Here is a 24,352-nt window from a genome sequence, read left to right as displayed (position 1 = left end):
CGTCAGAATCCCATGGATCGGCCGATGATCTCCTTCATGATCTCGGTCGTGCCGCCGTAGATGGTCTGAACCCGGGCGTCCAGGTAGGCCTTGGCGACCGGGTACTCGGTCATGTAGCCGAAGCCGCCGTGCAGCTGCAGGCAGCGGTCGATGACCCGCTTGTTGAGTTCGCTGAGCCACCACTTGGCCATGGCGGCGTTCTCGATGCTGAGCTCACCGCGCACGTGCTCCTGCACGCAGCGGTCCGCGAAGACCTGCCCGATCTGGACCTCGGTGGCCATCTCGGCGAGTTCGAAGCGGGTGTTCTGGAACTTGCCGATCGGGCGGCCGAAGGCGGTGCGATCACGGCAGTAGTCCTTGGTGATCTCCAGGATCTTGGCGGCCGAGGCGATCGAGGCCACTCCGATCGACAGCCGTTCCTGCGGCAGGTTCTGCATCAGGTAGATGAAGCCCTGGCCTTCTTCGCCGAGGAGGTTGCCGGCGGGCACGCGCACGTCGTTGAAGAACAGCTCGGCGGTGTCCTGGGCCTTCTGGCCGATCTTGTCGAGGTTGCGGCCGCGTTCGAAGCCGGGCATGTCGCGCTCGACCACGAGCAGGCTGATCCCCTGGTGCCCCGCGTCCGGGTCGGTCCGGGCCACCACGATCACCAGGTCGGCCATGATGCCGTTGCTGATGAAGGTCTTCTGCCCGTTGATCACGTAGTCGTCGCCGTCGCGGACCGCGGTGGTGCGGATGCCCTGGAGGTCGCTGCCGGCACCGGGCTCGGTCATGGCGATGGCGGAGATGAGCTCTCCGGAGCAGAACCCGGGCAGCCAGCGCTGCTTCTGCTCGTCGTTGGCCAGCTTCATCAGGTAGGGCGCGATGATGTCGTTGTGCAGCGGTGATCCGAACCCGGAGACACCCGCGGCGACGAGTTCCTCGTCGAAGACGACGTTGAACCGGAAGTCGTCGACACCGCCGCCCCCGTACTCGTCGTCGACGGCGAAACCGAGCAGGCCCTGCTCACCGGCGGCGCGCCAGGACTCCCGGCTGACCTGCCCCGCGGCCTCCCACTCCTCGATGTGCGGGACGAGTTCCTTGTTGATGAAGGTCCGAGCCGTTTCGCGGAACGCCTCGTGCTCGGCCTCGAACAACTCCCTGCGCATCTTCACGCTTCCTTCCGGTTGGTGGCGGGCGGCGGGTGGAAGGGAACCTTCCTGTCATCGCCGGCCCGCGAAGCCGCTGTGCGGGAACGGATGTGTCGGTCGACCGCGCCGCGGATCATCGCGGAGCGGAGTGCATTGCCCCCGAGTCGAGCAGGTCTTGGGGAAGTCCCCAGTCGCGCAGCACCTCTTCGGTGTGCGCGCCGGGGGCGGCGATGGCGCCGGGCGCGGGGTTCGGGGTGCGGCTGAACCGGGGCGCGGGTGCCGGCTGCACGCGTCCGTCGCGGCGCACCAGGGTTTCGCGGGCGGCCATGTGCGGGTGCTGCTCGGCTTCGGCCATGGACAGCACCGGGGCGACGCAGGCGTCGGAGCCGTCGAAGATCTCGGTCCACTCCTGGCGCGTGCGCTGCTTGAACTTCTCGGCGAAGGTCTCCCGCAGTTCCGGCCACGTCGTGGCGTCGTCGCGGTCTGGGACCTTTCCTGTCAGTTCGAGCTTGTCCAGCAGCTCGGCGTAGAACTTGGGTTCCAGTGCGCCGACGGACATGTATCCGCCGTCGGAGGTTTCGTAGACGTCGTAGTAGGGCGCGCCGGTGTCGAGCAGGTTCGTGCCGCGTTCGGTGCTCCACCCGCCGGATCCGAAGAAGCCCCACAGCATGGTTCCGAGGTGGGCGGTTCCGTCGACGATCGCGGCATCGACGACTTGGCCGCGTCCGCTCACGCGGGCTTCCAGCAGTGCGGCGAGCACGCCGACCGCCAGGTACATGGCTCCCCCGCCGAAGTCGCCCAGCAGGTTCGCCGGCACCTGCGGTGGGCCGTCCTTGCGGCCGATGAGGTGCAGCATTCCGGTGAGCGAGACGTAGCCGACGTCGTGGCCGGAGGTGTGGGCGAGCGGTCCTTCCTGTCCCCATCCGGTCATGCGCCCGTAGACCAGCCGGGGGTTGAGCTCCCAGCACTGGTCGGGGCCGACTCCGAGCCGTTCGGTGACGCCGGGCCGCAGACCTTCCAGCAGCACGTCGGCTTCCTGGGCCAGTGCGAGGACCGCTTGCGGGCCTCGTTCGTGCTTGAGGTCGACCTGCACAGACCGCTTGCCCCGGTTGAGCAGGTCGTCGGCACCACCGGCGCCGGGTCGGTCGACGCGGACGACGTCGGCGCCGAGGTCGGCCAGCAGCATCGCGCAGAAGGGTGCCGGGCCGAGGCCGGCGAGCTCGACGACTTTCACTCCGGCCAAGGGGCCGCCCGTTGCGGTCACGACAGAATCCTCTCCACGACGCGCCAAGCCCGAGCCTCGGACAACGCTGTGTCACGCGACACGCGAATCATGACGCAATCAGTGTTACATCGTTGGTGTAACAGCGGTCAAGGAGTAACGTGACCGGCATGCTCCGAACTGCGGACGAAGAGCTCACCATCGACGAACTGGCCGCCCGTGCCGGAGTGACCGTGCGAACGGTCCGGTTCTACTCGTCGCGCGGCCTGCTGCCGGCTCCCCGCCTGCGCGGCCGTCTCGGACTCTACGGCGCTGAACACCTCGCGCGACTGGATCTGATCCGCGAGCTGCAGACCCTCGGGTTCACCCTGTCCGCGATCGAGCGGCACCTGCAGCGCATCCCCGAGGGCTCCTCACCGGAGGAACTCGCCCTGCAGCGCGCGCTGATCGCGCCGTGGACCGACGAGCACGCCGAAGACCTCGACCGCCACGAGCTGGACCGCCGTGCAGGCCGCCACCTGGACGACGATCTGGTCGCGCACCTGGTGGAGCTGGGGATCCTGCAGCGCATCGACGATTCCGACAAGCTGCGGCTGCCCAGCCCGGCGATGCTGGGAGTGGGCCTGCAGATCCTCGACCTGGAGCTGCCGCTGGAGATGCTGGTGCAGGCCAAGGGGATCGTCGAGCGGCACACCGCGCAGATCGCCACCGAGCTGCGGGAGCTGTTCGCGGAGAACGTGCTGCGGCCCTACATGGAGCACGGACGCCCGGAGGACGAGCGCGAGCGGGTGCGCGTGGTGACCGACCAGCTCCGGCCCCTGACCATCCAGGTGCTGGTCAACGGCTTTCAGCACGCCGTCAACGACGTCATCCGCGACCACGTCTGATTCCTCCCGTTATTTCCGGAAAATCAGTGAAGTGAACCGGTTCGTCGGAACGTGATTCCAGCTTTCGGCGCTGGTTTCGACCGGGCCTGATCAGGTTTCATCGCCTCAACGCGCGTCAATCGCAACCGCTGTTCGGGGCGAGGGGAGATCGGCTGCGATGAGCACCTGCGACGACTGGGCCGAGGCAGCACTGGAAACGACGATCCCACGACTGTTCTCCCGCAACACCGCGCAGTTCCCGGACCAGCCCGCGCTGACCGACAACGACCGGACCCTCACCTGGAAGCAGGCGGGCGAGGAGGTCGAGCTGCTGGCCGCCGCGCTCAGCGAACTCGGTCTGCAGCGCGGCCAGACGATCCTGCTGATGATGTCCAACCGGGCCGAGCACTGGCTCGCAGACGTCGCCGCGACGCACCTGGGCGCGGTTCCCAGCACCTTGCACCCGGCGCTGAGCCAGGACCAGGTGCACGGGATCGCCACCCACAGCCGCGCCCGAGTGGTGGTGCTGGAGAGCAACGACCAGCTCCGGCGGTGGGCGAAAGCGCTGCGCAACGACAGCACGGTCGAGCACGTCGTGGTGCTCGACGAAGCCGTGATGATCAGCGCGGACCGCCGCTTCCGAACCTGGGACGACCTGCGAAGACACGGTGCGCAACGACTGCGCGAGGACCCCGGTCTGCTGCAGCGGGAAAGCGCACCGGTCACCCCTGCCACACCGGCGGCCATCATCTACCCGAGCGAGGACAGCGACCGGCTCAAGGGCGTGGTGCTGACCCACAGCAACATCTGCTTCGCCGCCGCCGCGCTGCACCACCTCACCCGCCCCGAACCCCACACCGCGCGCCTGAGCTACTTGCCGCTGAGCCACATCGCCGAACGCGTCGTGGGCGTCTACGCGGCGATCCACGACGCCGCGCACGTGCACTTCTGCGGTGACCGCGACGAGGTGCTCAACGAGCTGCCGAGGGCCCGTCCCGCGCTGTTCTTCGCCTCCCCGCAGGTGTGGTCGCAGCTGGCCGGTCTGCTGCGCGGCGTTCCGGCGGAGCAGCGCCGAACGCCGCGCGATCGCGAGCGGGTGCGGGCTCGCGTCGGGCTGGACCGGACGGTGTGGCCGTCGGTCGGTTCCGGCCCCCTCGACCCCGAGGTGCTGGAGCTGTTCAACGGCGTCGGGCTGGACGTCTGCGAGCTGTGGGGCCTGATCGAGACGACCGGGTGTGCCACCACGAATCGTCCCGAGGCCCGTCGCACCGGCACGGTCGGTCGCGCGATGCCCGGCATGGAGGTGCGCATCGCTCCCGACGGCGAAGTGCTGGTGCGCGGGCCGCTGGTGTGCGCGGGCTACCTGGAGGCCGACGGGATGATCCGTCCCGTCATCGACGCGGAGGGCTGGCTGTCCACGGGCGACGTCGGCGAGCTCGACGCGGACGGGTACCTCACGATCACCGGGCACAAGCCGGAGCTGTTCGGCGGCGACATGCCCTTGGCCTTGTGACCGCGCGAGCGTGGGAACCTTCCTGTCATCGGTGAACCCGGCCGTCGCGGGGTATTCACCGGCCCGCGGTCACTTCTCGTCGCGGCGGGACCAGCGGGTCGGTTCACCGGTGAGGGCCAGGCAGACGATGGTGATCGCCGCGCCGAAGACCAGGTACGCCGAGATGGGCCAGGACTGCCCGCCGGAACCGGTCAGCAGCGCGGTGGCCACCACGGGCGACAAGCCGCCGCCGAGAACCGATCCGCTCTGGTAGCCCAGCGACACACCGGTGTAGCGAACCCTGGTGGGGAACAGTTCCGCGCAGAAGGCCGCCATCGGCCCGAACACCGCGGCCGCGCCGCCGTACCCCACGATCATCGCGAGCACGATCAGCGCCGGGCTGCCGGTGTCGATGAGCCAGAACAGCGGGAAGGCGAACGCCGCGAGGAAGGTTCCCCCGCCGAGCATCACCTGCGTGCGGCCGAGCCGGTCCGACAGGTGCGAGAACAGCAGGATTCCGGCGATCTGGGCGGCCGAACCGGCGAGGCTGCCCAGCAGCATCACGTCCCTGGTGACTCCGACCTTCTCGGTGCCGTAGGTCAGCAGGAACGTGGTCATGATGAAGATGAACGCGTTGAACCCGAGGTTCACGCCTGCGGCGAGCAGGATCTGCCGCCAGGCGGTGGCGAACGCTTCGGCGACGGGCAGTCGTGCGCGCTCGCCGCGCTGCCGGATGGCGGCGAACTCGGGGCTTTCGGCCAGGCGCAGCCGGACGTAGAGGCCGACGCCGACCAGCACCAGGCTCAGCAGGAACGGCACCCTCCACCCCCACTCCAGGAACTGCTCGCCGGAGATCGCGGTGGCGGCGGCGAATGCGCCGGTGGCGAGGAACATGCCGGTCGGGGAGCCGATGAAGGTCCACCCGCCGTACCACCCGTGCCGGTGGGCGGGTGCGTGTTCGACGGCCATCAGCACGGCGCCGCCCTGCTCACCGCCGAGGAAGAACCCCTGGACGAGTCGCAGCGCCACCAACATCGCCGGAGCCCACACGCCGACCTGCTGGTAGGTGGGCAGCAGGCCGATCGCGGCCGTGCACACGCCGGTGACGCTGAGGGTGATGACCAGCATGAGCTTGCGGCCGACGAGGTCGCCGAAGTGACCGATCACCGCCGCGCCGAGCGGGCGGGCCAGGAATCCCGCGCCGAAGGTCGCGAACGCCAGCAGCGCCCCCACCCACGGATCACCGGAGGGGAAGAACAGCTTGTTGAACACCAGGCCGGCCGCGGTGCCGTAGATCAGGAAGTCGTAGAGCTCGATGGTGTTGCCGACCGCGCTGGCGAAGGCCGCCTTGCGCACCGTGGACTTGTCGGGGTGCGCGACTCCGACGGCCATCCGACCTCCAGTTTTCGCTCGCGGGCGTCGACCGCCCGAGTGGTCGAGGGGAACCTCGATGCATTCGGGCGGGACGCGCGGCGCTGAGGTCCACGCCAACGATCTCCGGTCGTCGGGGAAACGTCCAGCCCTTTTCCCACGCACTGGATCGACCGGGACGTGATGTGCGCCCCATCATTCCCGCAGGGCACTGGCTCTGGTTGCGCCGTTCGGACGAGATAACGTGAGGTCATGGCGACCGATGGCGAAGGCGAGAGCGCGCGCTGGCCGCGACGGCTCTACGAGGAGGGCGACGAGCCCGACCCCCGGTTCACGCTCGCCAACGAGCGGACGTTCCTGGCGTGGATCCGCACCGCGTTGGCGCTGATGGCCGGTGGTGTCGGTGTTGAGGCGCTCAACGCCGTGGCCGCTGAGCCCAGCGACATCCGCACGGTGCTGGCGGTCGCGTTGCTGCTGGCCGGGGTTCTGTGCAGCGGTACGGCTTTCACCAGGTGGGTGGCCACCGAACGGGCTCTGCGCCGGGGCAAGCCGCTGCCGGCTCCGCGCCTGGCTCCTGTGCTGGGCTACGGGTTGGGCGTGATCGGTGTGGCGGCCTGCGTGCTGCTGTTCGTGACCGGGTTCTGAGATGGCTGAGCACCAGCCCTGGGATCCGGGGTTGCAGATCGAGCGCACGACCCTCGCCTGGTTGCGCACGGCGTTGGCGTTCACCGTGAGCCTGCTGGTGCTGCTCAAGTTGATCTCGCACCACAGCGCGATGGCCGCGGTCGTCTGCGCGCTGGCGACGTTGCCGACCAGCGGGGTGGTGGCGTGGCTGGTGTGGCGGCGCCATCACCGCAGCGATCGGCGCCTGCGCGCGAAAGCACCGCTGCCGGGCGGGGCTTTGCCCGCCGCGACAGCGGTGCTGGCGATGCTCGCCGGGGCGACCGGCGCGGTGTACGTCCTGTTCGCCTAGGCGACGCGGACTTCCAGGGCGATGTTGCCGCGCACCGCGTTGGAGTACGGGCACACCGCGTCCGCGGCTTCGGCGAGCTGCTGAGCCTGCTCTTCGGGCACGCCGGGCAGTTCGACGAGGAGAGCGACGTTGAGGGCGAAGCCTCCGTCGCCGTTCGGGCCGATCCCGACCTCGGCGGTGACCGTGGAGCCTTCGATGTCGACCTTCTGCTTGCGGGCGACCAGCTGGAGTGCGCTGTGGAAGCAGGCGGAATAACCGGCCGCGAACAGCTGCTCGGGGTTGGTGGCGCCGCCGGGGCCGCCCATCTCCTTGGGGATGGCCAGTTCGAGGTCGACCAAGCCGTCCGAGGTGCGGGTGCGTCCGCTGCGACCTTCGCCGGTAGCGGTGGCCTCCGCCGTGTAGAGAACTGTCATCGCTTCGTCTCCCGATTCTCGGTGACCCGGCGTGCCGCGTCGTTCAACGTGGTCGTCAGGTTCTCCAATGTGGACCGCAGCTGCTCGACCTCGCCGAGGTCCATCCCGGTGGCGGAGACCATCCGCTGCGGGATGTCGCGCGCCTGCTGCCACAACGCGCGTCCTTCGTCGGTGACCTCGACGCGAACGGACCGCTCGTCGGCCTCGCTGCGCGCGCGGGCGAGCAGCCCGCGGGTCTGGAGTCGTTTCAGCAGCGGCGACAACGTTCCCGAATCGAGCCGGAGCAGGCCTCCCAGCTCCTTGACCGTCACCGACTCGCGCTCCCACAGCACCAGCATCACGAGGTACTGCGGGTAGGTCAGGCCGGCCTCGTCGAGGAACGGCCGGTAGAGGTTGGTGAAGGCCCGCGACGCGCTGTGCAGCGCGAAGCAGAGCAGCCGGTCCAGCGTCGATCCCGATTCCGTCGTCACGAGAAGAACAGTAGTGCACAATTCAGTTGTGCACAACCCAATGGTGCGCAAGTATCCCCCCCCGCCGATCGCAGGAGGTTTCGGATTCCGCAGGTCAGCGCAGCGAAGCGACCCGAGGCGGTGACAGGAAGGTTCCCATCCTCACCTCGGGCCGCCGCTCAGCACTCGATGACGTTGACGGCCAAGCCGCCGCGCGCCGTCTCCTTGTACTTGTCCTTCATGTCGCGCCCGGTCTCCCGCATCGTCTTCATGACCTTGTCGAGGGACACGAAGTGCGTGCCGTCGCCGCGCAACGCCATCCGGGCAGCGGTGATCGCCTTGACCGAGGCCACCGCGTTGCGCTCGATGCACGGGATCTGCACCAGTCCGCCGATCGGATCGCAGGTGAGCCCCAGGTTGTGCTCCATCGCGATCTCCGCGGCGTTCTCCACCTGGCTCGGCGTGCCGCCGAGCACTTCGGCCAGCCCGGCCGCGGCCATCGAGCACGCCGAACCGACCTCGCCCTGGCAGCCGACCTCCGCGCCGGAGATGGACGCGTTCTCCTTGAACAGCACGCCGATCGCCCCGGCCGTGAGCAGGAAGCGCACCACGCCGTCCTCATCGGCACCCGGCACGAACCGCGCGTAGTAGTGCAGCACCGCGGGCACGATGCCCGCCGCGCCGTTGGTCGGCGCGGTCACCACGCGCCCGCCCGCGGCGTTCTCCTCGTTGACCGCCAGCGCGAACAGGGTGACCCACTCCAGCGGATCGTCCCGATCGGTCAGCTTCGCGGCCAACTCGGCCGCGCGCCTGCGCACCTTCAGGCCGCCGGGCAGCTCACCGCTGTTGCGGCAACCGTTGTCGACGCATTCCCGCATCACCCGCCAGATGTCCAGCAGCCCCGCCCGCACCGCGGGTTCCTCCCGCCACGACAGCTCGTTGGCGAGCATCACCCCGCTGATCGGCAGATCCGACTCGGCAGTGCGGATCAGCAGATCGGCGCCCGTGCTGAAGGGCATGGGAACCGCCGTGTCATCCGCCTTGATCCGGTCGGCACCGGCGGCTTCCTCGTCCACGACGAAGCCGCCGCCCACCGAGTAGTAGACCGCCGACTCCAGCTCGCTCCCGTCGTTGCCGATGGCCGTGAAGCGCATGCCGTTGGGGTGCTCCGGCAACGATTTACGCCGGTGCAGCACCAGGTCTCGCGCGCTGGTGAACGACAGCACGTGATCACCGCCGAGCCGCAGCAACCCGCTCTTGTCTATCTCGTCGACGCGCTGCGCGCCGGCCACCGGATCCACCGACTCCGGGCGATGCCCTTCCAACCCGAGAAGGACCGCGTTCGGGCTGCCGTGACCGCGACCGGTCGCGCCCAGGGAACCGAACAACTCCGCTTTGACCCTGTTGACCTTGGAGATGGTCCCGTTCGCCCGCAGCTTCGCGGTGAACCGCTGCGCTGCGCGCATCGGCCCCACGGTGTGCGAACTGGACGGGCCGATCCCCACCGAGAACAGGTCGAAGACACTGATCGTCATTGATCGCCTCGCCTCGTTCCGGGCTCCGCGGCTACTCGTTGATCAATTCCGAGTACTGCTGGGCCGTGAGGGTCGCACCCGTCTCGGTCACGCGCACCTCGATCAGCCAGCCCTCGCCGTAGGGGTCGGCGTTGACCACGGCCGGGTCGTCCACAACGGACTCGTTGATGGCCACGACCTCGCCGGTGACGGGAGCGAACAGGTCGCTGACGGACTTGGTGGACTCCAGCTCGCCACACGCCTGGCCGGACTCGATCTGGTCGCCGACCTCGGGGAGCTGGACGAAGACGATGTCACCCAGGGCGCCCGCGGCGTGCTCGGTGATGCCGATGCGCGAGATCTCGCCGCGGTCCTCGATCCACTCGTGCTCTTCGGTGTAGGACAGGTTCGTGGGCAGCGACATGAGGGAGGCTCCATAGCTGTTTCGAAGGGACGTCTGTCCCCGGTTTCGGCTGGGCCTCCCCCTCTGTTGCGGAACCTGAGAGCTTCGCCGCGCGAGCGGCTTGCACCGTGGGTGGCCCGTCGGTGACGACGGACGCTTTCCAGAGTTGCCTCGCCCGAGCGGTCATGGGTGCCTGAGAGTTTGCTGGGGAGTGTTGCTCCTTCGGCGCCCTGCGCTGCTGGCAGGGTCTCTCCCGCACGGGGTCGATGGCCGGTATGCGATTGTCGGCTTGCTCAGCAACGATAAACGGGCCAGCGAGACTGTCAATGGACATGTGATCTCCGCCGGCACGTCCTTGGTCGAGGAGGACCCTTCGATGCTCGACATCCGGGCGCTGGTCGAGCGGGTGGGCCCGGCCCTGCTGCGCACCGTGTTCAGCCCGGAACCCAACACCGTCGCCGGCGACGTGGTGATCGCCGAACCGGATCAGCCCACGACGGCGGCCGGCGGCGACCTGGTGCTGGGGGTGGGGGTCGGCGACGTCGAGCAGGCGGTGCGGCTGGTGCGCGACTGCGGCGAGCAGGGCGCGGCCGCGGTGCTGCTCAAGCCACCGGTGTCCGCCGAAGCCGCTGTCGTGGAAGCCGTGCGCGGCGCCGACGTGGCGCTGGTGGAGGTGCGTCCGGGCACCGCGTGGGCGCAGCTGGTGTGGCTGATCCGCGCGGCCCTGGCGGGCGGGATCAGGCAGGCGGAGGAGAGCGGCATCGGTGTCGCGGACCTGTTCCGGCTCGCCGACGCGGTCGCCGACGTCGTGGACGCGCCGGTGACCATCGAAGACGCCCATTCGCAGGTGCTGGCGTACTCGGCCCGGCAGGACCTGACCGATCCGGCGCGGGTCTCCACGATCATGGGCCGCAAGCAACCGGACGACGTGCTCGCGAAGTTCCGCGCCCGAGGCACGTTCCGCCAGCTCACCAAGGGCAGTTCGGCGATCTTCGTGCCCGCTCAGCAGGACGGGACGCTGCCGCGCCTGGTGATGCCGATCAGGATGGGCGGCGAGCTGCTCGGCTCGATGTGGGCGGTGGTGCCCGGCCCCGTCTCGGAGGAACGCGCGACCGCCTTCGCCGACACCGCGCCGCTGGTGGCGCTGCAGTTGCTGCGCTGGCGCGCGGTCGCCGACGTGCAGCGGCGGAGGACGGCCGAGCAGGTGCGGCTGCTGCTCGACGGCAGCGACGGCTGGCGGGCGGCGGCCAGCGAACTGGCGGTGCCCAACGAGGAGCACCGCGTCATCGCGATCGAGATGCCCGCCTCCGACGAACCGGCCGAGGGGCAACGGCTGGCGATGTGGGAGTGGATCACGCGGGGCATCGGACGACGGCCGCTGGTCACCGAGATCGGCACCGTGCTCTACGCGCTGGTGCCCGACCAGGCTCGCGGGGGCGGCTGGCCGGAGCTGCGGCAGGCGCTGCTGTCGCACGACCTGTCCCCTCGCCCGCTGGTCGCGGTGGGAACGTCGGTGGCGGTCACCGACATCCCCGGTTCCCGAGCCCAGGCCGATGAGCTGATCGGGATGCTGCGCACGGGGTTGGTGCGGCAGCCCGTCGCGGTGTACGAGGACCTGTGGCACCTGCTGGTCCTCAGCCGGATGGCGGGGGCCGCCACCGACGCCGGTGTTGCCGCGCTGGGTCCCTTGGCGGTGCTGCGGGAGCACGATCGCGGGCAGGGCACCGACTACCAGGCCACCCTGCACGCCTGGCTGCGGCACCCGGGTGATCCCCGGCAGGCGGGCCGTGAGCTCCGGGTGCACCCCAACACCTTCCGGTACCGGATGAAGCGGATCGGCCAGCTGGTGGAGGTCGACCTCGACGACCCGGACGTCCGGTCCGCGCTCCTGGTGCAGCTGCTGGCCGAGCGCTGGGCGCAGCACGGCTGAGCCCGGGCGCCGTCGCGGGCATGGGAACCGTTCTGTCACTTCTGCCCTGCCCGCGAGCACGCGCGTTGTGCTGGTGGCACAAACACCCCCGCCCAATCTCATGCCGTGAAAATGATGCGCTGTGGGTCACGTCGTCCGATCGTTGTTTCCACACGACGAAAGGACCCCACGGTGAAGATCGCAGTGCCTCGCGAGATCAAGAACAACGAGTACCGGGTCGCGATCACCCCAGCCGGTGTGCACGAGTTGACCGCCCGCGGTCACGACGTCTTCGTCGAGGCGGACGCCGGTGCCGGCTCCTCCATCCCCGATGAGGACTACCTCGCCTCCGGCGCGAAGGTGCTGGCGACGGCCGACGACGTGTGGGCGGAAGGCGACCTCGTGCTCAAGGTCAAGGAGCCGATCGCCGAGGAGTACCCGCGGCTGCGCCGGGACCAGGTGCTGTTCACCTACCTGCACCTGGCCGCCTCCGCTGAGCTGACCGACGCGATGCTGACCTCGGGCATCACCGGCATCGCCTACGAGACCGTGCAGACCGAAGACGGCGGGTTGCCGCTGCTGGCGCCGATGAGCGAGGTCGCCGGGCGGTTGGCGCCGCTGGTGGGTGCGCATTCGCTGATGGCGCCCAGCGGCGGTCGTGGTGTGCTGCCCGGCGGAGTTCCCGGGGTTCACCCGGCGCGGGTCGTGGTGATCGGCGGCGGTGTCGCCGGTCTCAACGCGGCTCGGGTGGCCCTGGGCATGGGCGCCGACGTGGAGCTGCTGGACACCAACGTCGACAAGCTGCGCGAGATCGATCGCGACTTCCACGGCCAGATCCGCACGGTCGCGTCCAACCGCTACACGGTGGAGCAGTCGGTGCGCGCTGCCGACCTGGTGATCGGTGCGGTGCTGATCGCCGGCGCGAAGGCCCCGAAACTGGTGTCCAACCACCTGGTGTCGGAGATGAAGGCCGGCAGCGTGCTGGTCGACATCGCCATCGACCAGGGCGGATGCTTCGCCGACTCCCGGCCGACCACGCACGACGACCCGACCTACCAGGTCCACGACTCGGTCTTCTACTGCGTGGCGAACATGCCGGGCGCGGTGCCCACCACCTCCACGCACGCGCTGACCAACGTCACGCTCCCCTACGTGCTGCGCCTGGCCGACGCCGGTTGGCAGCAGGCGTGCCGCGCGGACGCCGCGCTGGCCGGCGGTATCAACACCCACGCGGGCGACCTGGTCAACCAGGCCGTCGCCGAGGCGCACGGCCGCGGCTCCGTGGCGCTGAGCAGCGTCCTCGGCTGAGGTCTCTCGGCACCTGGCGAGCGGGCGGGTTGCGCGGAAGGTTCCCTTCCTCGCAGTCCGCCCGCTCCGCTGTGACAGGAAGGTTCCCCTGCGCACCTCCACTTCCGATGGCCCTCACCGGGAATGTGCACCGAGTTCCAATTCGAATTGGTTGACCGGTAACAGAAGTGGCGAATGCGGCGCAATTCGCCGCATCCTGGAATCGGATTCACCGCGAAAAGGCAAAAATAGGGGCGGCCCGCTCAACCAGCCTGGGGGTCACCGGGAGCAGGCCGCCACTCTCAGTGTAGGGGAAGATCGCCGGTTTGCCGACGACGTGAGCGAGCACTTCGCCGCCAATTGCCAGCCGAATCGATAACCACTCGATGGGGTGAGTCTCGTCGGGTGCCCGTGCAGGCGTGAACCCGCGATGCCGATGTCACCCATCGGAGTAACGGCGGGTGACTGATCATCCGTCCCTCTCCAGCGGAAACTCCGATGCAGGAAAACGCGCTGACGGGTGGGAGAAAAACGTGACGGACACGGCACTGCGCAAGGCGGTTCTCGACCGGCTCGACGCCCTGGACCGAGTGATGGGCGAAGACGCCCCCGAAGTGCTGCTACCGATTGCCCGAACTGAGCTGTATCGCTTTACCGAAGCCCTTCGAAACCTGTTAGACGATCACGAGCCGGACTCCGACGGGCGCTGCCCGACCTGCCGGGGAACGCTGCGGCGCAGACCCTGGCCCTGCAAGGTGTGGCAGGCCGCGCACCACCAGCTGATCACCGAACGCTCCGGATCATCGGAGCGCCGCGCGAGGCTTCGCCGCCAAACCCGGTCCCACCTCCCCCGAAACCCCGAACCCGCCGTCGCGGTGATCCCCGAGCCGATCGTGTCCGCCACCGGCCCCGGGCCGTCCGACTGGGACACCGACGAGTTCATCCGGCCCGACCTCACGACCGCGCCCACGGCCCCGCCGCCGCTCGCCGAACGGCTGGAAACCGACCACAGCAGGATCTACCGCGCAGCGGTGGTCGAACGCGCCTGACCTGCTGAACTCCCCGCGTCCGGCACCCGCGATCCGCGGCGGGCACGACACCGCACCTTGACGGCCCCACCTGTCCGGCAGGATGGAGCCATCAGGGGTGACACACTGACGGGTGACCGGATGTGGGAGGGCGTGTGCACGACGGCAGCGGTCGCATCCACGTGCAAGGGCTGAACAAGAGATTCGGCCCCGTGCACGCGGTGCACGACCTCAGCTTCACGGTGCAGCCCGGCGCGGTCACCGGCTTCCTGGGCCCCAACGGGGCGGGCAAGACCACCGCGCTGCGCATGATCCTCGGCCTGGTCACACCCACGTCGGGCTCCGCGACCATCAACGGGTTGCCGTTCCACCGGCTCCCGAGCCCCGGTGGCGTCGTCGGCGCGGTGCTCGACGCGCACGGATTCCACCCGAGCCGCACCGCGCGCCACCACCTCCGCTGCTACGCGGCCGCCATGAACATCCCCGACGGCCAGGTCGACAGGGCGCTGGAGCTGGTCGGACTCGCCGCCGCCGGGGACCGCAAGACCGGCGGGTTCTCGCTGGGAATGCGGCAGCGCCTGGCACTGGCCACCGCGCTGCTCGGCGACCCGCAGATCCTGATCCTCGACGAACCCGCCAACGGACTGGACCCCGAGGGCATCGCGTGGCTGCGGGGCTTCTTGCAGGCCTTCGCCGCCGGGGGCCGGACCGTGCTGATGTCCAGCCACTTCCTGCGCGAGATCGAGCACACCGTGGACCGGTTGGTGATCATCAGCCAGGGCCGGTGCGTCTACGACGGGCACATCGACGAGCTCCGCGCCGCGCAGCAGTCCCGAGCCCTGGTGCAGGCCGACTCCCCCGAGCTGCTCGTCGCCGAGGTCCAGGCGGCCGGTTACGGGGTCGAATACCTCCCGGACGGACGGCTGGCGGTCCTCGGGGCCGACTCCCGCGCGGTGGCCGACCTGGCGCTGCAGGCCGGGGTCGCGCTCTACGGGATGCAGGACGAGCGGGTCGACCTGGAGCAGTTGTTCTTCCACCTCACCCAGGGGCAGTTCGCGGGACTCCCGCAGTACGCCCCACCGGCATCGCAGACGTGGGCTGGGCCGGGACAGCAGGGCAATGGCGGGAGCGCAGGATGATCGGGCTGATCAAGGCCGAGTACCGGAAGATCGTCACCACCAGCCTGTGGTGGGGGCTGCTGATCCCCGTGGTCGTGCTGGGGTTCGCCGCCGGTTGGTTGGGCACCGCGTTCGGCGGGATCATCGACATGGTCGAGGAGTTCAGCGCGTCGCTCCCGCTGGGCCTGCTGTCGGTGGCGCTGTCGACGAACTTCGGCACGATCTTCGCGCTGCTGTTCGGCGCGATGACCTTCGCCAGCGAGTTCCGCGCCAAGACCATCACCACGACGTACCTCACCGCCAACCCGCGCAGCTCCGTGCTGTGGGCGAAGTTGATCGCCTGCGCGGGCATCGGAGTGCTCTACGGGCTCGCGAACGTGCTGTTCGCCAGCCTCGGCGCCCTGCTCGGCGCCGGGCACGACATGAGCAACTTCGGCGGGTTCAGCAGCTGGCTCAGCGTCGGTGGAGCGGGCGTGCTGTCGATGCTGCTGTGGACGCTGCTCGGGGTCGGTTTCGGCGCGCTGATCGCCAACGCCGTGCTGGTGGTCATCCTGCCGCTGGTCTACAAGTTCGTGGTCGAGTTCATCCTGTCGTTCAGCCTGCTGGACACCCCCGTGTCCGGGATCGAGCCCTACCTGCCGGGCTCAGCGGGCAACGGCATCGTGTCCAACCTGGCGGTGCCGCTGTTCGTCTCCGCGGTGGCGGGACCGAACGAACCGAACACACCGCGGACCGCGTTCGAACTCCTGCACCTGTTCTTCGGCGGCAGCTACGGGCACCCGTGGTGGGCCAGCCTGCTGACGTTCCTCGGCTACACCGCGGTGTTCGTCGCCGGCGGCTGGTTCGTGGGCGCGCGGCGCGACGTGGCGTGAGGAGGGGAACCTTTCTGCCACCCGGGCGCCGCGTCGACCGAAATGGCAGGAAGGTTCCCTTCCTCACCCGTTGGCGCCGGTCACACCGCAGGATCGGCGGTGCTGCACCGTCGGTGCCGAGGCCTAACCTGGCGGGGTGAGCGACTCCGAGAATCCCCGCCCTTCCTCCGGCGGCTGGATCCGTCGCCTCTTCGCCGCTTGTCGGCGCCACCCGGTCGCACTGGTGTTGGCGATGGGCGCCTCCGTGACCGCGGTGGGGTTGGAGGCGCTGGTTCCGCTGCTGACCAAGCTCGCGGTCGACGACGCCGTGGCGCGCAGCACCGAGCGGCTGTGGTGGATCGTGATCGTGCTGCTGGTGCTGGGCGTGTTCCGGTTCGCCGCCGCCTTCGTCCGCCGCTACAGCGCGGGCCGGCTGGCGCTGGACGTGCAGCACGACCTGCGGCGGGCGGTGTTCGCCGCCATGCAGCGCCTCGACGGCGGCAAGCAGGACGCGTTGCGCACCGGACAGGTGGTGTCGCGTTCCATCAGCGACCTGCAGCTCGTGCATTCGCTGCTGTCGATGCTTCCCCTGGCGGCCGGAACAGCGGTGCTGGCGGTGTTCGCGATCGCAGCGATGCTGTGGCTGTCGCCGCTGCTGACCGTCGTGGCTCTCATCGTGGCGCCGCTGATCGCCGTGGTCACCGCGCGCAGCAAGAAGAAGCTGTTCCCCGCCACCTGGTCGGCACAGCAGCGCGCGGCCGACATCGCCCAGCACGTCGAGGAGACCGTCACCGGTGTCCGCGTGGTGAAGGGCTTCGGCCAGGAGGAGCGCGAGGTCGGCCGGCTGGAGTCGCGGGCGCGGCGGCTGTTCGCCGAGCGGCTGCGCGCGGCTCGGATGACGTCCCTTCCCGCGGCGAGCCTGGCGACGCTTCCCGCCGCCGGTCAGGTGGGTGTGCTGGGTCTGGGCGGCTGGCTGGTGTTCCAGGGCCAGGTGAGCTTGGGAACCTTCGTCGCATTCGCCGGCTACGTGGCGATGCTGTCCGGACCGGCCCGGATGCTCTCCAGCGTCATGATCCAGGCCCAGCTGGCGCGGGCCGGGGTGGAGCGCATCCACGAGCTCACCGACTCGCAGCCCGACGTCGAGGAGAAGCCGGACGCCCGCTCGCTGCCCGAGGGCCCGCTGGAGGTCCGGCTGGACGAGGTCGGTTTCGGCTACACCCGGGACCAGCCGGTGCTCCAGGAGGCGACCTTGCGCGTCAGCCCGGGCGAGACGGTCGCGCTGGTGGGCCCGGCGGGGTCGGGCAAGTCGACGGTGTCGCTGCTGCTCCCCCGGTTCTACGACGTCCACTCGGGGCGCATCGCGATCGGCTCCACCGACAATGACGAGACCTTCGACATCCGCGACCTGCGGCTGGATTCGCTGCGCAGCGCGGTCGGCGTGGTCTTCGAGGAAGCGTTCCTGTTCTCCGACACCATTCGCGGCAACATCGCCTACGGGCGTTCCGACGCGACCGACGACGACGTGATCGCCGCCGCCAAGGGCGCGGAGGCCCACGAGTTCATCACCGGCCTGCCCGATGGCTACGACACCGCGGTCGGCGAACGCGGGCTGACGCTCTCCGGGGGGCAGCGCCAACGCGTGGCGCTGGCGAGGGCGCTGCTGTCCAACCCCCGGGTGCTGGTGCTCGACGACGCGACCTCGGCCGTCGATCCGGCGACGGAAGCCGCCATTCACGACACGCTGCGTTCGGTCACCGCGCAGCGCACCACGCTGCTGATCGCGCACCGCCGCTCGACGCTGGCGCTGGCCGACCGGATCGCCGTGCTCGACGAAGGGCGCGTCGTGGACGTCGGCACCGAGGCCGAGCTGCGGGAGCGGTGCGAGCTGTTCCGCTCGCTGCTGGCGGGGCCGGGGGAAACGATCGATGACCCGCGCGACGAGCACGCCGAGGTCTCCCCCGACGGCATCACCCCGGACCTGTGGCCGCAGGAGCAGCCGCCCGAGCGGTCGGTCGAAGGCCCCGTGGTGACCTCCGCGGGCCGCCACGGCATGAGCACCACGTCGACTCCCCCCACACCGGAACTGGTGGAGGGAATCCGCGATCTGCCGCCGACCCGCGACCTGCCCGAGGTGAGGGGAACCGATCCCACCGCCCCGGACCCGGAGTTCCGGCTGGCTCGGCTGCTCCGGCCGATCCGGTGGGGGCTGCTGTTGACGATCGCCCTGGTCGCCGGGGACGCGCTGACCTCGGTGCTGCTGCCGTCGCTGGTGCGGCACGGCATCGACAGCGGCGTCGGAACGGCGAGCCTCAACACGTTGTGGCTGGCCACGGGGCTGGCGGGGCTGCTGGTCGCCGGCGGGTGGCTGGTGATCAAGCTGCAGACGGTGATCACCGCCCGCACCGGCGAAACCCTGCTGTACGTGCTGCGGCTGCGCAGCTTCGCGCACCTGCAGCGGCTCGGGCTGGACTTCTACGAGCGGGAGCTGGCCGGGCGGATCATGACCCGCATGACCACCGACGTCGACGCGCTGTCGACGTTCCTGCAGACGGGCCTGGCGACGTTCGTGGTCAGCGTGCTGACGCTGCTGGGCATCGCCGGAGCCCTGCTGATCACCGACCCGTCGCTGGCGCTGGTGGCGATGGCGGTGCTGCCCGTCCTGGTGGTCGCCACGATCATCTTCCGCAGGGTCTCCTCCACCGCCTACGCCGAGGCGCGGGAGCGGGTCAGCACCGTCAACGCCGATCTGCAGGAGAACGTCTCGGGCATGCGGGTGGCCCAGGCGCACCGCCGCGAGGGGCACGCGGCGAAGGTGTTCGCGCAGCGCAGCGACGCCTACCGGCGTTCGCGCCTGCGCGCGCAGCGCTACATCGCCACCTACTTCCCGTTCGTGGCGCTGCTGTCGGAGATCGCGCAGGCGGCCGTGCTGGGTGTCGGCGCTGCGCGGGTCGCTTCGGGCGAGCTGACGGCCGGGGTGCTGGTCGCTTTCCTGCTGTACCTGGGCCTGTTCTTCTCACCCGTGCAGCAGTTGTCCGGCGTCTTCGACGGGTATCAGCAGGCCCGGGTGGGTTTGCAGCGCATCGGCGATCTGCTGCGCACGCCGACGTCGGTGCCCGCTGCCGCCGAGCCGGTGGAGGCGCCCGAGCGGTTCCGCGGCGAGGTGGAATTGCGGGCGGTGTCGTTCCGCTACCCCGGCACCGAGCAGTACGCGCTGCGGGAGGTGAACCTGCGGGTGCGGCCCGGCGAGACGGTGGCGCTGGTGGGTGCCACGGGTGCGGGCAAGTCGACCTTGATCAAGCTGATCGCCCGGTTCTACGACGTCTCCGAGGGCGCGGTGCTGGTCGATGGGACGGACGTGCGCGGCTACGACCTGGCGGCGTTCCACCAGAGGCTGGCGGTGGTGCCGCAGGAAGGGCACCTGTTCACCGGCGACGTCGCCGACAACATCACCTACGCCCGTCCCGACGCCCGGCCGGCGGAGGTGGAGGCCGCCGCCCGCGCGGTGGGAGCCCTTCCTGGGATCTCGATGCTGCCGCACGGCTTCCGGCAGGAGGTCGGTGAGCGCGGCCGGGGGCTGTCGGCCGGCCAACGCCAGCTGGTCGCGCTGGCTCGGGCTCAGCTCGTCGACCCCGACGTGCTGCTGCTGGACGAGGCCACGGCAGCGCTGGATCCGGCGACGGAGTCGATGGTGGTGGCCGCCAGCGATCGGCTCGCCGCGCAGCGCACCACGTTCGTCGTCGCGCACCGGTTGGGCACGGCGGCTCGCGCGGACCGGATCGTGGTGGTCGACGGCGGGCGCATCGTCGAGCAGGGCGGGCACGAGGAGCTGCTGGCCCGCCGCGGGTATTACGCCCGGCTGTGGCGGGCGGCCGACGCCCACGGCGGCACGGTGGACGACGCCGCGGAGACGAGCAACATCGCGTGAGGAAGGGATCCTTCCTCTCACCTCCTCCACCCGGTGGGAACGTGTCGCCCATGCCATCGCGAGGTCGCTGCCGGGTGTGAGGAAGGGAACTTTTCTGTCACGATCACCACGCCCCGTGTCGACACGTGCACGCAACGAAGCCGAACGGGCGCTCGCAGGCGTCGCCGACCAGGCAAAACGGGCGCCGAGGCTGACCGCGCGGGGCCGATCCCGCGATGCGAGCGGATCCGGCTACCAGTTGAGAACACAGCGTGTCGGTGAAACGCCATAATGAACGGGTACGACAACCCGTATGGACTAGTGCCAAGCGGCGCTGATCAGCGAACGAAGCACACCGGGGGCGGTTGATGTTCGGTCGGATGGCCCGGACGGGGAGACATCCCCGCTGGCCTGAGGATCCTGATCGATTCTGTGATGAGAGTCGATCGGCCGAACGGCCGTCCTGTGTGTCAACCTCGCGAATCGGGCGGCTAGCCTGGTACCCGAGTGTGTCTGTAAATCACGAGCATATGGATCGAGGCGAACGCCAGCCGTGTCCAGCAGCCCCGCGTCACAGTTCGGCCCCAATGAGTGGTTGATCGAGGAGATGTACGAGAAGTTCCTCCAAGATCCCACTTCCGTAGACTCGGCGTGGCACGAATTCTTCGCCGACTACAAGTCGGGTCAGGCTACAAACGAGAACACCGCCACCGCTGCTGCGGCCGGCACTGCGGCGCCGCCGACACCGACGGCCACGGCGACGCGCGCCGGTGAGACCAACGGTCAAGCGCCCGCGCCGGCGGCCGCCGCGCCCGCGGCCAAGCCCGCCGCCGCTCCGAAGCCTTCTCCGCAGCAGGCCGCCAAGGCCGCCCCGGTCAAGCAGCCCCAGGCAGAGGGCGATGTGAAGACCCTGCGCGGCGCTGCGGCCGCGATCGCCAAGAACATGGACCAGTCGCTGACGGTTCCCACCGCGACGAGCGTGCGCGCGGTGCCCGCCAAGCTGCTGTTCGACAACCGCATCGTCATCAACAACCACCTCAAGCGGAACAAGGGCGGGAAGATCTCCTTCACGCACCTGATCGGCTACGCGCTGGTCAGGGCGGTCAAGGACTTCCCGAACATGAACCGCCACTACGGCGAGGACGCCAAGGGCAAGCCCGCAGCGGTCACGCCGGAGCACATCAACCTGGGCCTGGCGATCGACATGCCGGGCAAGGACGGTTCGCGCAACCTCGTGGTCGCCTCCATCAAGGGCTGCGAGGACATGACGTTCCAGCAGTTCTGGCAGGCCTACGAGGACATCATCCGCAAGGCGCGCAGCAACGCGCTGACCGCGGACGACTTCTCCGGCACCACGATCTCGCTGACCAACCCGGGCCCGTCGGGCACCAACCACTCGGTGCCGCGGCTGACCAAGGGCCAGAGCGCGATCATCGGTGTCGGCGCGATGGACTACCCCGCCGAGTTCCAGGGCGCCAGCGAGAAGACGCTGGTCGACATGGGCATCAGCAAGATCGTGACGCTGACGTCCACCTACGACCACCGCGTCATCCAGGGCGCCGAGTCCGGTGACTTCCTGCGCCGCGTGCACCAGCTGCTGCTGGGCGAGGACGGGTTCTTCGACGACATCTTCGCGTCCCTGCGCATCCCGTACGAGCCGGTGCGCTGGACCCAGGACATCCCCGAGGGCGCGGTCGACAAGACCGCCCGGGTGCTCGAGCTGATCGACGCCTACCGCACCCGCGGTCACCTGATGGCCGACATCGACCCGCTGAACTACCGGCAGCGCCGGCACGAGGACCTCGACGTCCTGTCGCACAGCCTCACGCTGTGGGACCTGGACCGCGAGTTCGCCGTGGGCGGTTTCGCCGGTCGCGAGAAGATGAAGCTGCGCGACGTGCTGGGCGTGCTGCGCGACTCCTACTGCCGCACGGTCGGCGTGGAGTACATGCACATCCTGGAGCCGGACGAGCGCGAATGGCTGCAGCAGCGGGTCGAGAAGCCGCACACCAAGCCGGACTCGACCGAGCAGAAGTACATCCTGTCGAAGCTCAACGCGGCCGAGGCGTTCGAGACGTTCCTGCAGACCAAGTACGTCGGGCAGAAGCGGTTCTCGCTGGAAGGCGCCGAGACCGTGGTTCCGCTGCTGGACGCGGTGCTGGACAACTCCGCTGCCAACGAGCTCGACGAGGTCGTCATCGGCATGCCGCACCGCGGCCGCCTGAACGTGCTGGCCAACATCGTCGGCAAGCCGATCTCGCAGATCTTCCGCGAGTTCGAGGGCAACCTCGACCCGGGGCAGGCCCACGGTTCCGGTGACGTGAAGTACCACCTGGGTGCCGAGGGCAAGTACTTCCGGATGTTCGGTGACGGCGAGACCAAGGTGTCGCTGACCTCGAACCCGTCCCACCTGGAGGCCGTGGACCCGGTGCTGGAGGGCATCGTCCGCGCCAAGCAGGACATCCTGGACAAGGGCCAGGAGGGCTTCACGGTGCTGCCGGTGCTGCTGCACGGTGACGCCGCGTTCGCCGGTCAGGGCGTGGTCGCCGAGACGCTGAACCTGTCGCTGCTGCGCGGCTACCGCACCGGTGGCACGGTCCACGTGATCGTCAACAACCAGGTCGGTTACACCACGGCCCCGGAGCACTCGCGTTCCAGCAAGTACTGCACCGACGTCGCGAAGATGATCGGCGCGCCGGTGTTCCACGTCAACGGTGATGACCCCGAGGCGTGCGTGTGGGTCGCGCGGCTGGCCGTGGAGTACCGCCAGGCGTTCGGCAAGGACGTCGTGATCGACATGGTCTGCTACCGCCGTCGTGGTCACAACGAGGGCGACGACCCGTCGATGACGCAGCCGAAGATGTACGACGCGATCGACAAGATGCGCAGCGTCCGCAAGGTCTACACCGAGTCGCTGATCGGCCGCGGTGACATCACCGTCGAAGAGGCGGAGAAGGCGCTCAAGGACTACGCGGCTCAGCTGGAGCACGTGTTCAACGAGGTCCGCGAGCTGGAGAAGCACCCGCCGGCACCGAGCCCGTCGGTCGAGGCCGAGCAGCAGGTGCCGCGCGGCCTGTCCACCGCGATCTCGCAGGAGACGCTGGAGCACATCTCCGAGGCGCAGATCAACCTGCCGGACGGCTTCTCCCCGCACCCGCGCGTGAAGCCGGTCCTGGAGCGTCGCGCCAAGATGGGCCGCGAGGGTGGCATCGACTGGGCCTTCGGCGAGCTGCTCGCGTTCGGTTCGCTGGTGATGGAGGGCCGTCAGGTCCGCCTGACCGGTCAGGACAGCCGTCGCGGCACGTTCGGTCAGCGCCACTCGGTGCTCATCGACCGCAAGAACGACTCGGAGTACACGCCGCTGCAGAACCTCTCGGGTGAGCAGGGCAAGTTCCTGGTCTACGACTCGGCGCTGTCGGAGTTCGCGGCACTGGGCTTCGAGTACGGCTACTCGGTGGGCAACCCCGAGTCGCTGGTGCTGTGGGAAGCGCAGTTCGGTGACTTCTTCAACGGCGCCCAGTCGATCATCGACGAGTTCATCTCGTCCGGTGAGGCCAAGTGGGGCCAGCGCTCCGACGTGGTGATGCTGCTGCCGCACGGCCAGGAGGGCCAGGGCCCGGACCACAGCTCGGGTCGCATCGAGCGGTGGCTGCAGCTGTGCGCCGAGGGTTCGATGACGGTCGCGATGCCGTCGACCCCGGCGAACTACTTCCACCTGCTGCGTCGACACGCCTTGGACGGCATCCACCGTCCGCTGGTGGTGTTCACGCCGAAGTCGATGCTGCGCCTGAAGGCCGCCACGAGCCCGGTCGAGGACTTCACCGAGGGCAAGTTCACCTCGGTGATCGACGACCCGACTCAGCCGGACCCGTCGCAGGTCACCAAGCTGGTGCTGTGCACCGGCAAGCTCTACTACGAGCTGGCGGCCCACCGCGACAAGAACGGCATCACCGACACCGCGGTGGCGCGGCTCGAGCAGCTCTACCCGCTGCCGCACCGCAAGCTGGGTGCCCTGTTCGAGCGGTACCCGAACCTGGAGTCGGTCCGCTGGACGCAGGAGGAGCCGGCCAACCAGGGTGCGTGGCCGTTCCTGGGCTTGGCGCTGAACGAGCAGTTCCCGGAGCTTGCCGGCAAGCTCAAGCGGGTCTCGCGTCGTCCGATGGCCGCCCCGGCCACCGGTCTGGCCAAGGTCCACGAGGTCGAGCAGGCCGAGGTCGTGCAGACCGCGTTCGCCTGATCTTCTCGCTGAAGCGGGCCGTCGGTTCCTCCGGGAACCGGCGGCCCGCTTTTTCGTGCTCGGGTGCGGCCGGCGGAGTGTGCACGGGAACCTTCCGCTCACTTCGACCGGGGCGCATCGCTTGTGGTGGAGGGCCGTTTCGTACCCTGCTGTTCCCAACCACACCGCGTCGAAGATCGACGGAGCAC

18 protein-coding genes and 2 riboswitches are annotated in these 24,352 nt (G+C 69.4%); of the genes, 11 read left to right on the top strand and 7 right to left on the bottom strand.

Features of this window, described 5'->3' with window-relative positions; translation table 11 throughout:
* Positions 1-2 precede the first annotated feature (2 nt).
* Both KBO27_RS14800 and KBO27_RS14795 read right to left on the bottom strand, forming a co-directional pair.
* On the bottom strand, positions 3-1,145 hold the full coding sequence (locus KBO27_RS14800) for an acyl-CoA dehydrogenase family protein (RefSeq protein WP_210970566.1): 1,143 nt from the start codon (positions 1,143-1,145) through the stop codon (positions 3-5).
* A 115-nt stretch (positions 1,146-1,260) separates the two neighbouring features.
* The gene (locus KBO27_RS14795; RefSeq protein ID WP_210970565.1) at positions 1,261-2,391 is read right to left on the bottom strand and encodes a CaiB/BaiF CoA transferase family protein; all 1,131 of its coding nucleotides are present in this window, start codon (positions 2,389-2,391) and stop codon (positions 1,261-1,263) included.
* Positions 2,392-2,519: 128 nt separating this feature from the next.
* Between KBO27_RS14795 and KBO27_RS14790 the strand changes: the two genes are divergently transcribed.
* Both KBO27_RS14790 and KBO27_RS14785 read left to right on the top strand, forming a co-directional pair.
* Positions 2,520-3,236, top strand: a complete 717-nt coding sequence (locus tag KBO27_RS14790; RefSeq protein WP_210970564.1) for a MerR family transcriptional regulator — start codon at positions 2,520-2,522, stop codon at positions 3,234-3,236.
* Positions 3,237-3,393: 157 nt separating this feature from the next.
* Complete coding sequence (locus KBO27_RS14785; protein WP_210970563.1) at positions 3,394-4,728, top strand: AMP-dependent synthetase/ligase; 1,335 nt, start codon at positions 3,394-3,396, stop codon at positions 4,726-4,728.
* 69 nt (positions 4,729-4,797) lie between these two features.
* Here the strand turns inward: KBO27_RS14785 and KBO27_RS14780 are convergent, their stop codons facing one another.
* Complete coding sequence (locus tag KBO27_RS14780) at positions 4,798-6,099, bottom strand: MFS transporter (protein ID WP_210970562.1); 1,302 nt, start codon at positions 6,097-6,099, stop codon at positions 4,798-4,800.
* Between the two features lie 231 nt (positions 6,100-6,330).
* Here KBO27_RS14780 and KBO27_RS14775 point away from each other — a divergent pair, with 231 nt between their 5' ends.
* A complete protein-coding gene (locus KBO27_RS14775; protein ID WP_132672416.1) occupies positions 6,331-6,723 on the top strand; it encodes a YidH family protein in 393 nt (130 codons plus the stop codon).
* Between the two features lies 1 nt (position 6,724).
* Complete coding sequence (locus KBO27_RS14770; protein WP_210970561.1) at positions 6,725-7,051, top strand: DUF202 domain-containing protein; 327 nt, start codon at positions 6,725-6,727, stop codon at positions 7,049-7,051.
* Here KBO27_RS14770 and KBO27_RS14765 read toward each other — a convergent pair.
* From KBO27_RS14765 to gcvH, 4 genes are all read right to left on the bottom strand, one after another.
* Positions 7,048-7,464 carry an organic hydroperoxide resistance protein gene (locus tag KBO27_RS14765; protein ID WP_210970560.1) on the bottom strand — a complete coding sequence of 139 codons (417 nt, stop codon included), beginning with the start codon at positions 7,462-7,464 and terminating at the stop codon, positions 7,048-7,050. The genes KBO27_RS14770 and KBO27_RS14765 overlap by 4 nt on opposite strands.
* Positions 7,461-7,934, bottom strand: coding sequence for a MarR family winged helix-turn-helix transcriptional regulator (locus KBO27_RS14760; RefSeq protein WP_210970559.1), 474 nt, complete (start codon positions 7,932-7,934; stop codon positions 7,461-7,463). The genes KBO27_RS14765 and KBO27_RS14760 overlap by 4 nt, the downstream gene beginning before the upstream one ends.
* Before the next feature lie 158 nt (positions 7,935-8,092).
* Positions 8,093-9,448, bottom strand: coding sequence for an L-serine ammonia-lyase (locus KBO27_RS14755; RefSeq protein ID WP_210970558.1), 1,356 nt, complete (start codon positions 9,446-9,448; stop codon positions 8,093-8,095).
* A 31-nt stretch (positions 9,449-9,479) separates the two neighbouring features.
* A complete protein-coding gene (gene gcvH, locus KBO27_RS14750; RefSeq protein WP_210970557.1) occupies positions 9,480-9,851 on the bottom strand; it encodes a glycine cleavage system protein GcvH in 372 nt (123 codons plus the stop codon).
* Between the two features lie 53 nt (positions 9,852-9,904).
* Positions 9,905-10,000, bottom strand: a riboswitch (glycine riboswitch).
* Positions 10,001-10,096: riboswitch (glycine riboswitch) on the bottom strand. It abuts the riboswitch before it with no gap.
* A gap of 110 nt (positions 10,097-10,206) precedes the next feature.
* Between gcvH and KBO27_RS14745 the strand changes: the two genes are divergently transcribed.
* The 7 genes from KBO27_RS14745 to KBO27_RS14715 all read left to right on the top strand — a co-directional run bounded on the left by KBO27_RS14745 (position 10,207) and on the right by KBO27_RS14715 (position 24,164).
* Complete coding sequence (locus KBO27_RS14745; protein WP_210970556.1) at positions 10,207-11,760, top strand: PucR family transcriptional regulator; 1,554 nt, start codon at positions 10,207-10,209, stop codon at positions 11,758-11,760.
* Between the two features lie 171 nt (positions 11,761-11,931).
* Positions 11,932-13,047: an alanine dehydrogenase gene (gene ald, locus KBO27_RS14740; protein WP_210970555.1), complete on the top strand. Its 1,116-nt coding sequence runs from the start codon at positions 11,932-11,934 to the stop codon at positions 13,045-13,047.
* A gap of 512 nt (positions 13,048-13,559) precedes the next feature.
* Positions 13,560-14,075, top strand: coding sequence for a hypothetical protein (locus KBO27_RS14735; protein WP_307870417.1), 516 nt, complete (start codon positions 13,560-13,562; stop codon positions 14,073-14,075).
* Between the two features lie 134 nt (positions 14,076-14,209).
* Positions 14,210-15,193 carry an ABC transporter ATP-binding protein gene (locus KBO27_RS14730; protein ID WP_210970554.1) on the top strand — a complete coding sequence of 328 codons (984 nt, stop codon included), beginning with the start codon at positions 14,210-14,212 and terminating at the stop codon, positions 15,191-15,193.
* Entirely contained in the window at positions 15,190-16,044 is an 855-nt protein-coding gene (locus KBO27_RS14725) for an ABC transporter permease (RefSeq protein ID WP_210970553.1), read from the top strand. The genes KBO27_RS14730 and KBO27_RS14725 overlap by 4 nt, the downstream gene beginning before the upstream one ends.
* Before the next feature lie 232 nt (positions 16,045-16,276).
* Positions 16,277-19,948 (top strand): ABC transporter ATP-binding protein, encoded by a 3,672-nt coding sequence (locus KBO27_RS14720; RefSeq protein WP_210970552.1) that lies wholly within the window; start codon positions 16,277-16,279, stop codon positions 19,946-19,948.
* Between the two features lie 586 nt (positions 19,949-20,534).
* Positions 20,535-24,164 carry a multifunctional oxoglutarate decarboxylase/oxoglutarate dehydrogenase thiamine pyrophosphate-binding subunit/dihydrolipoyllysine-residue succinyltransferase subunit gene (locus KBO27_RS14715; RefSeq protein ID WP_246537386.1) on the top strand — a complete coding sequence of 1,210 codons (3,630 nt, stop codon included), beginning with the start codon at positions 20,535-20,537 and terminating at the stop codon, positions 24,162-24,164.
* Positions 24,165-24,352: the final 188 nt, after the last annotated feature.

The sequence above is a fragment of the Saccharopolyspora endophytica genome, from assembly GCF_018070075.1.
In the GTDB taxonomy this organism is placed as follows: domain Bacteria; phylum Actinomycetota; class Actinomycetes; order Mycobacteriales; family Pseudonocardiaceae; genus Saccharopolyspora; species Saccharopolyspora endophytica.
Note: the sequence above shows the minus strand (reverse complement) of the source record. Positions and strands in the feature narration are given on the sequence as shown.

Coding starts and splice junctions, on each gene's coding strand:
- KBO27_RS14800 (WP_210970566.1), bottom strand. CDS start 1,145: ATGCGCAGGGAGTTGTTCGAGGCCGAGCACGAGGCGTTCCGCGAAACG.
- KBO27_RS14790 (WP_210970564.1), top strand. CDS start 2,520: ATGCTCCGAACTGCGGACGAAGAGCTCACCATCGACGAACTGGCCGCC.
- KBO27_RS14785 (WP_210970563.1), top strand. CDS start 3,394: ATGAGCACCTGCGACGACTGGGCCGAGGCAGCACTGGAAACGACGATC.
- KBO27_RS14780 (WP_210970562.1), bottom strand. CDS start 6,099: ATGGCCGTCGGAGTCGCGCACCCCGACAAGTCCACGGTGCGCAAGGCG.
- KBO27_RS14775 (WP_132672416.1), top strand. CDS start 6,331: ATGGCGACCGATGGCGAAGGCGAGAGCGCGCGCTGGCCGCGACGGCTC.
- KBO27_RS14770 (WP_210970561.1), top strand. CDS start 6,725: ATGGCTGAGCACCAGCCCTGGGATCCGGGGTTGCAGATCGAGCGCACG.
- KBO27_RS14765 (WP_210970560.1), bottom strand. CDS start 7,464: ATGACAGTTCTCTACACGGCGGAGGCCACCGCTACCGGCGAAGGTCGC.
- KBO27_RS14755 (WP_210970558.1), bottom strand. CDS start 9,448: ATGACGATCAGTGTCTTCGACCTGTTCTCGGTGGGGATCGGCCCGTCC.
- gcvH (WP_210970557.1), bottom strand. CDS start 9,851: ATGTCGCTGCCCACGAACCTGTCCTACACCGAAGAGCACGAGTGGATC.
- KBO27_RS14745 (WP_210970556.1), top strand. CDS start 10,207: ATGCTCGACATCCGGGCGCTGGTCGAGCGGGTGGGCCCGGCCCTGCTG.
- KBO27_RS14725 (WP_210970553.1), top strand. CDS start 15,190: ATGATCGGGCTGATCAAGGCCGAGTACCGGAAGATCGTCACCACCAGC.
- KBO27_RS14720 (WP_210970552.1), top strand. CDS start 16,277: ATGGGCGCCTCCGTGACCGCGGTGGGGTTGGAGGCGCTGGTTCCGCTG.
- KBO27_RS14715 (WP_246537386.1), top strand. CDS start 20,535: ATGTACGAGAAGTTCCTCCAAGATCCCACTTCCGTAGACTCGGCGTGG.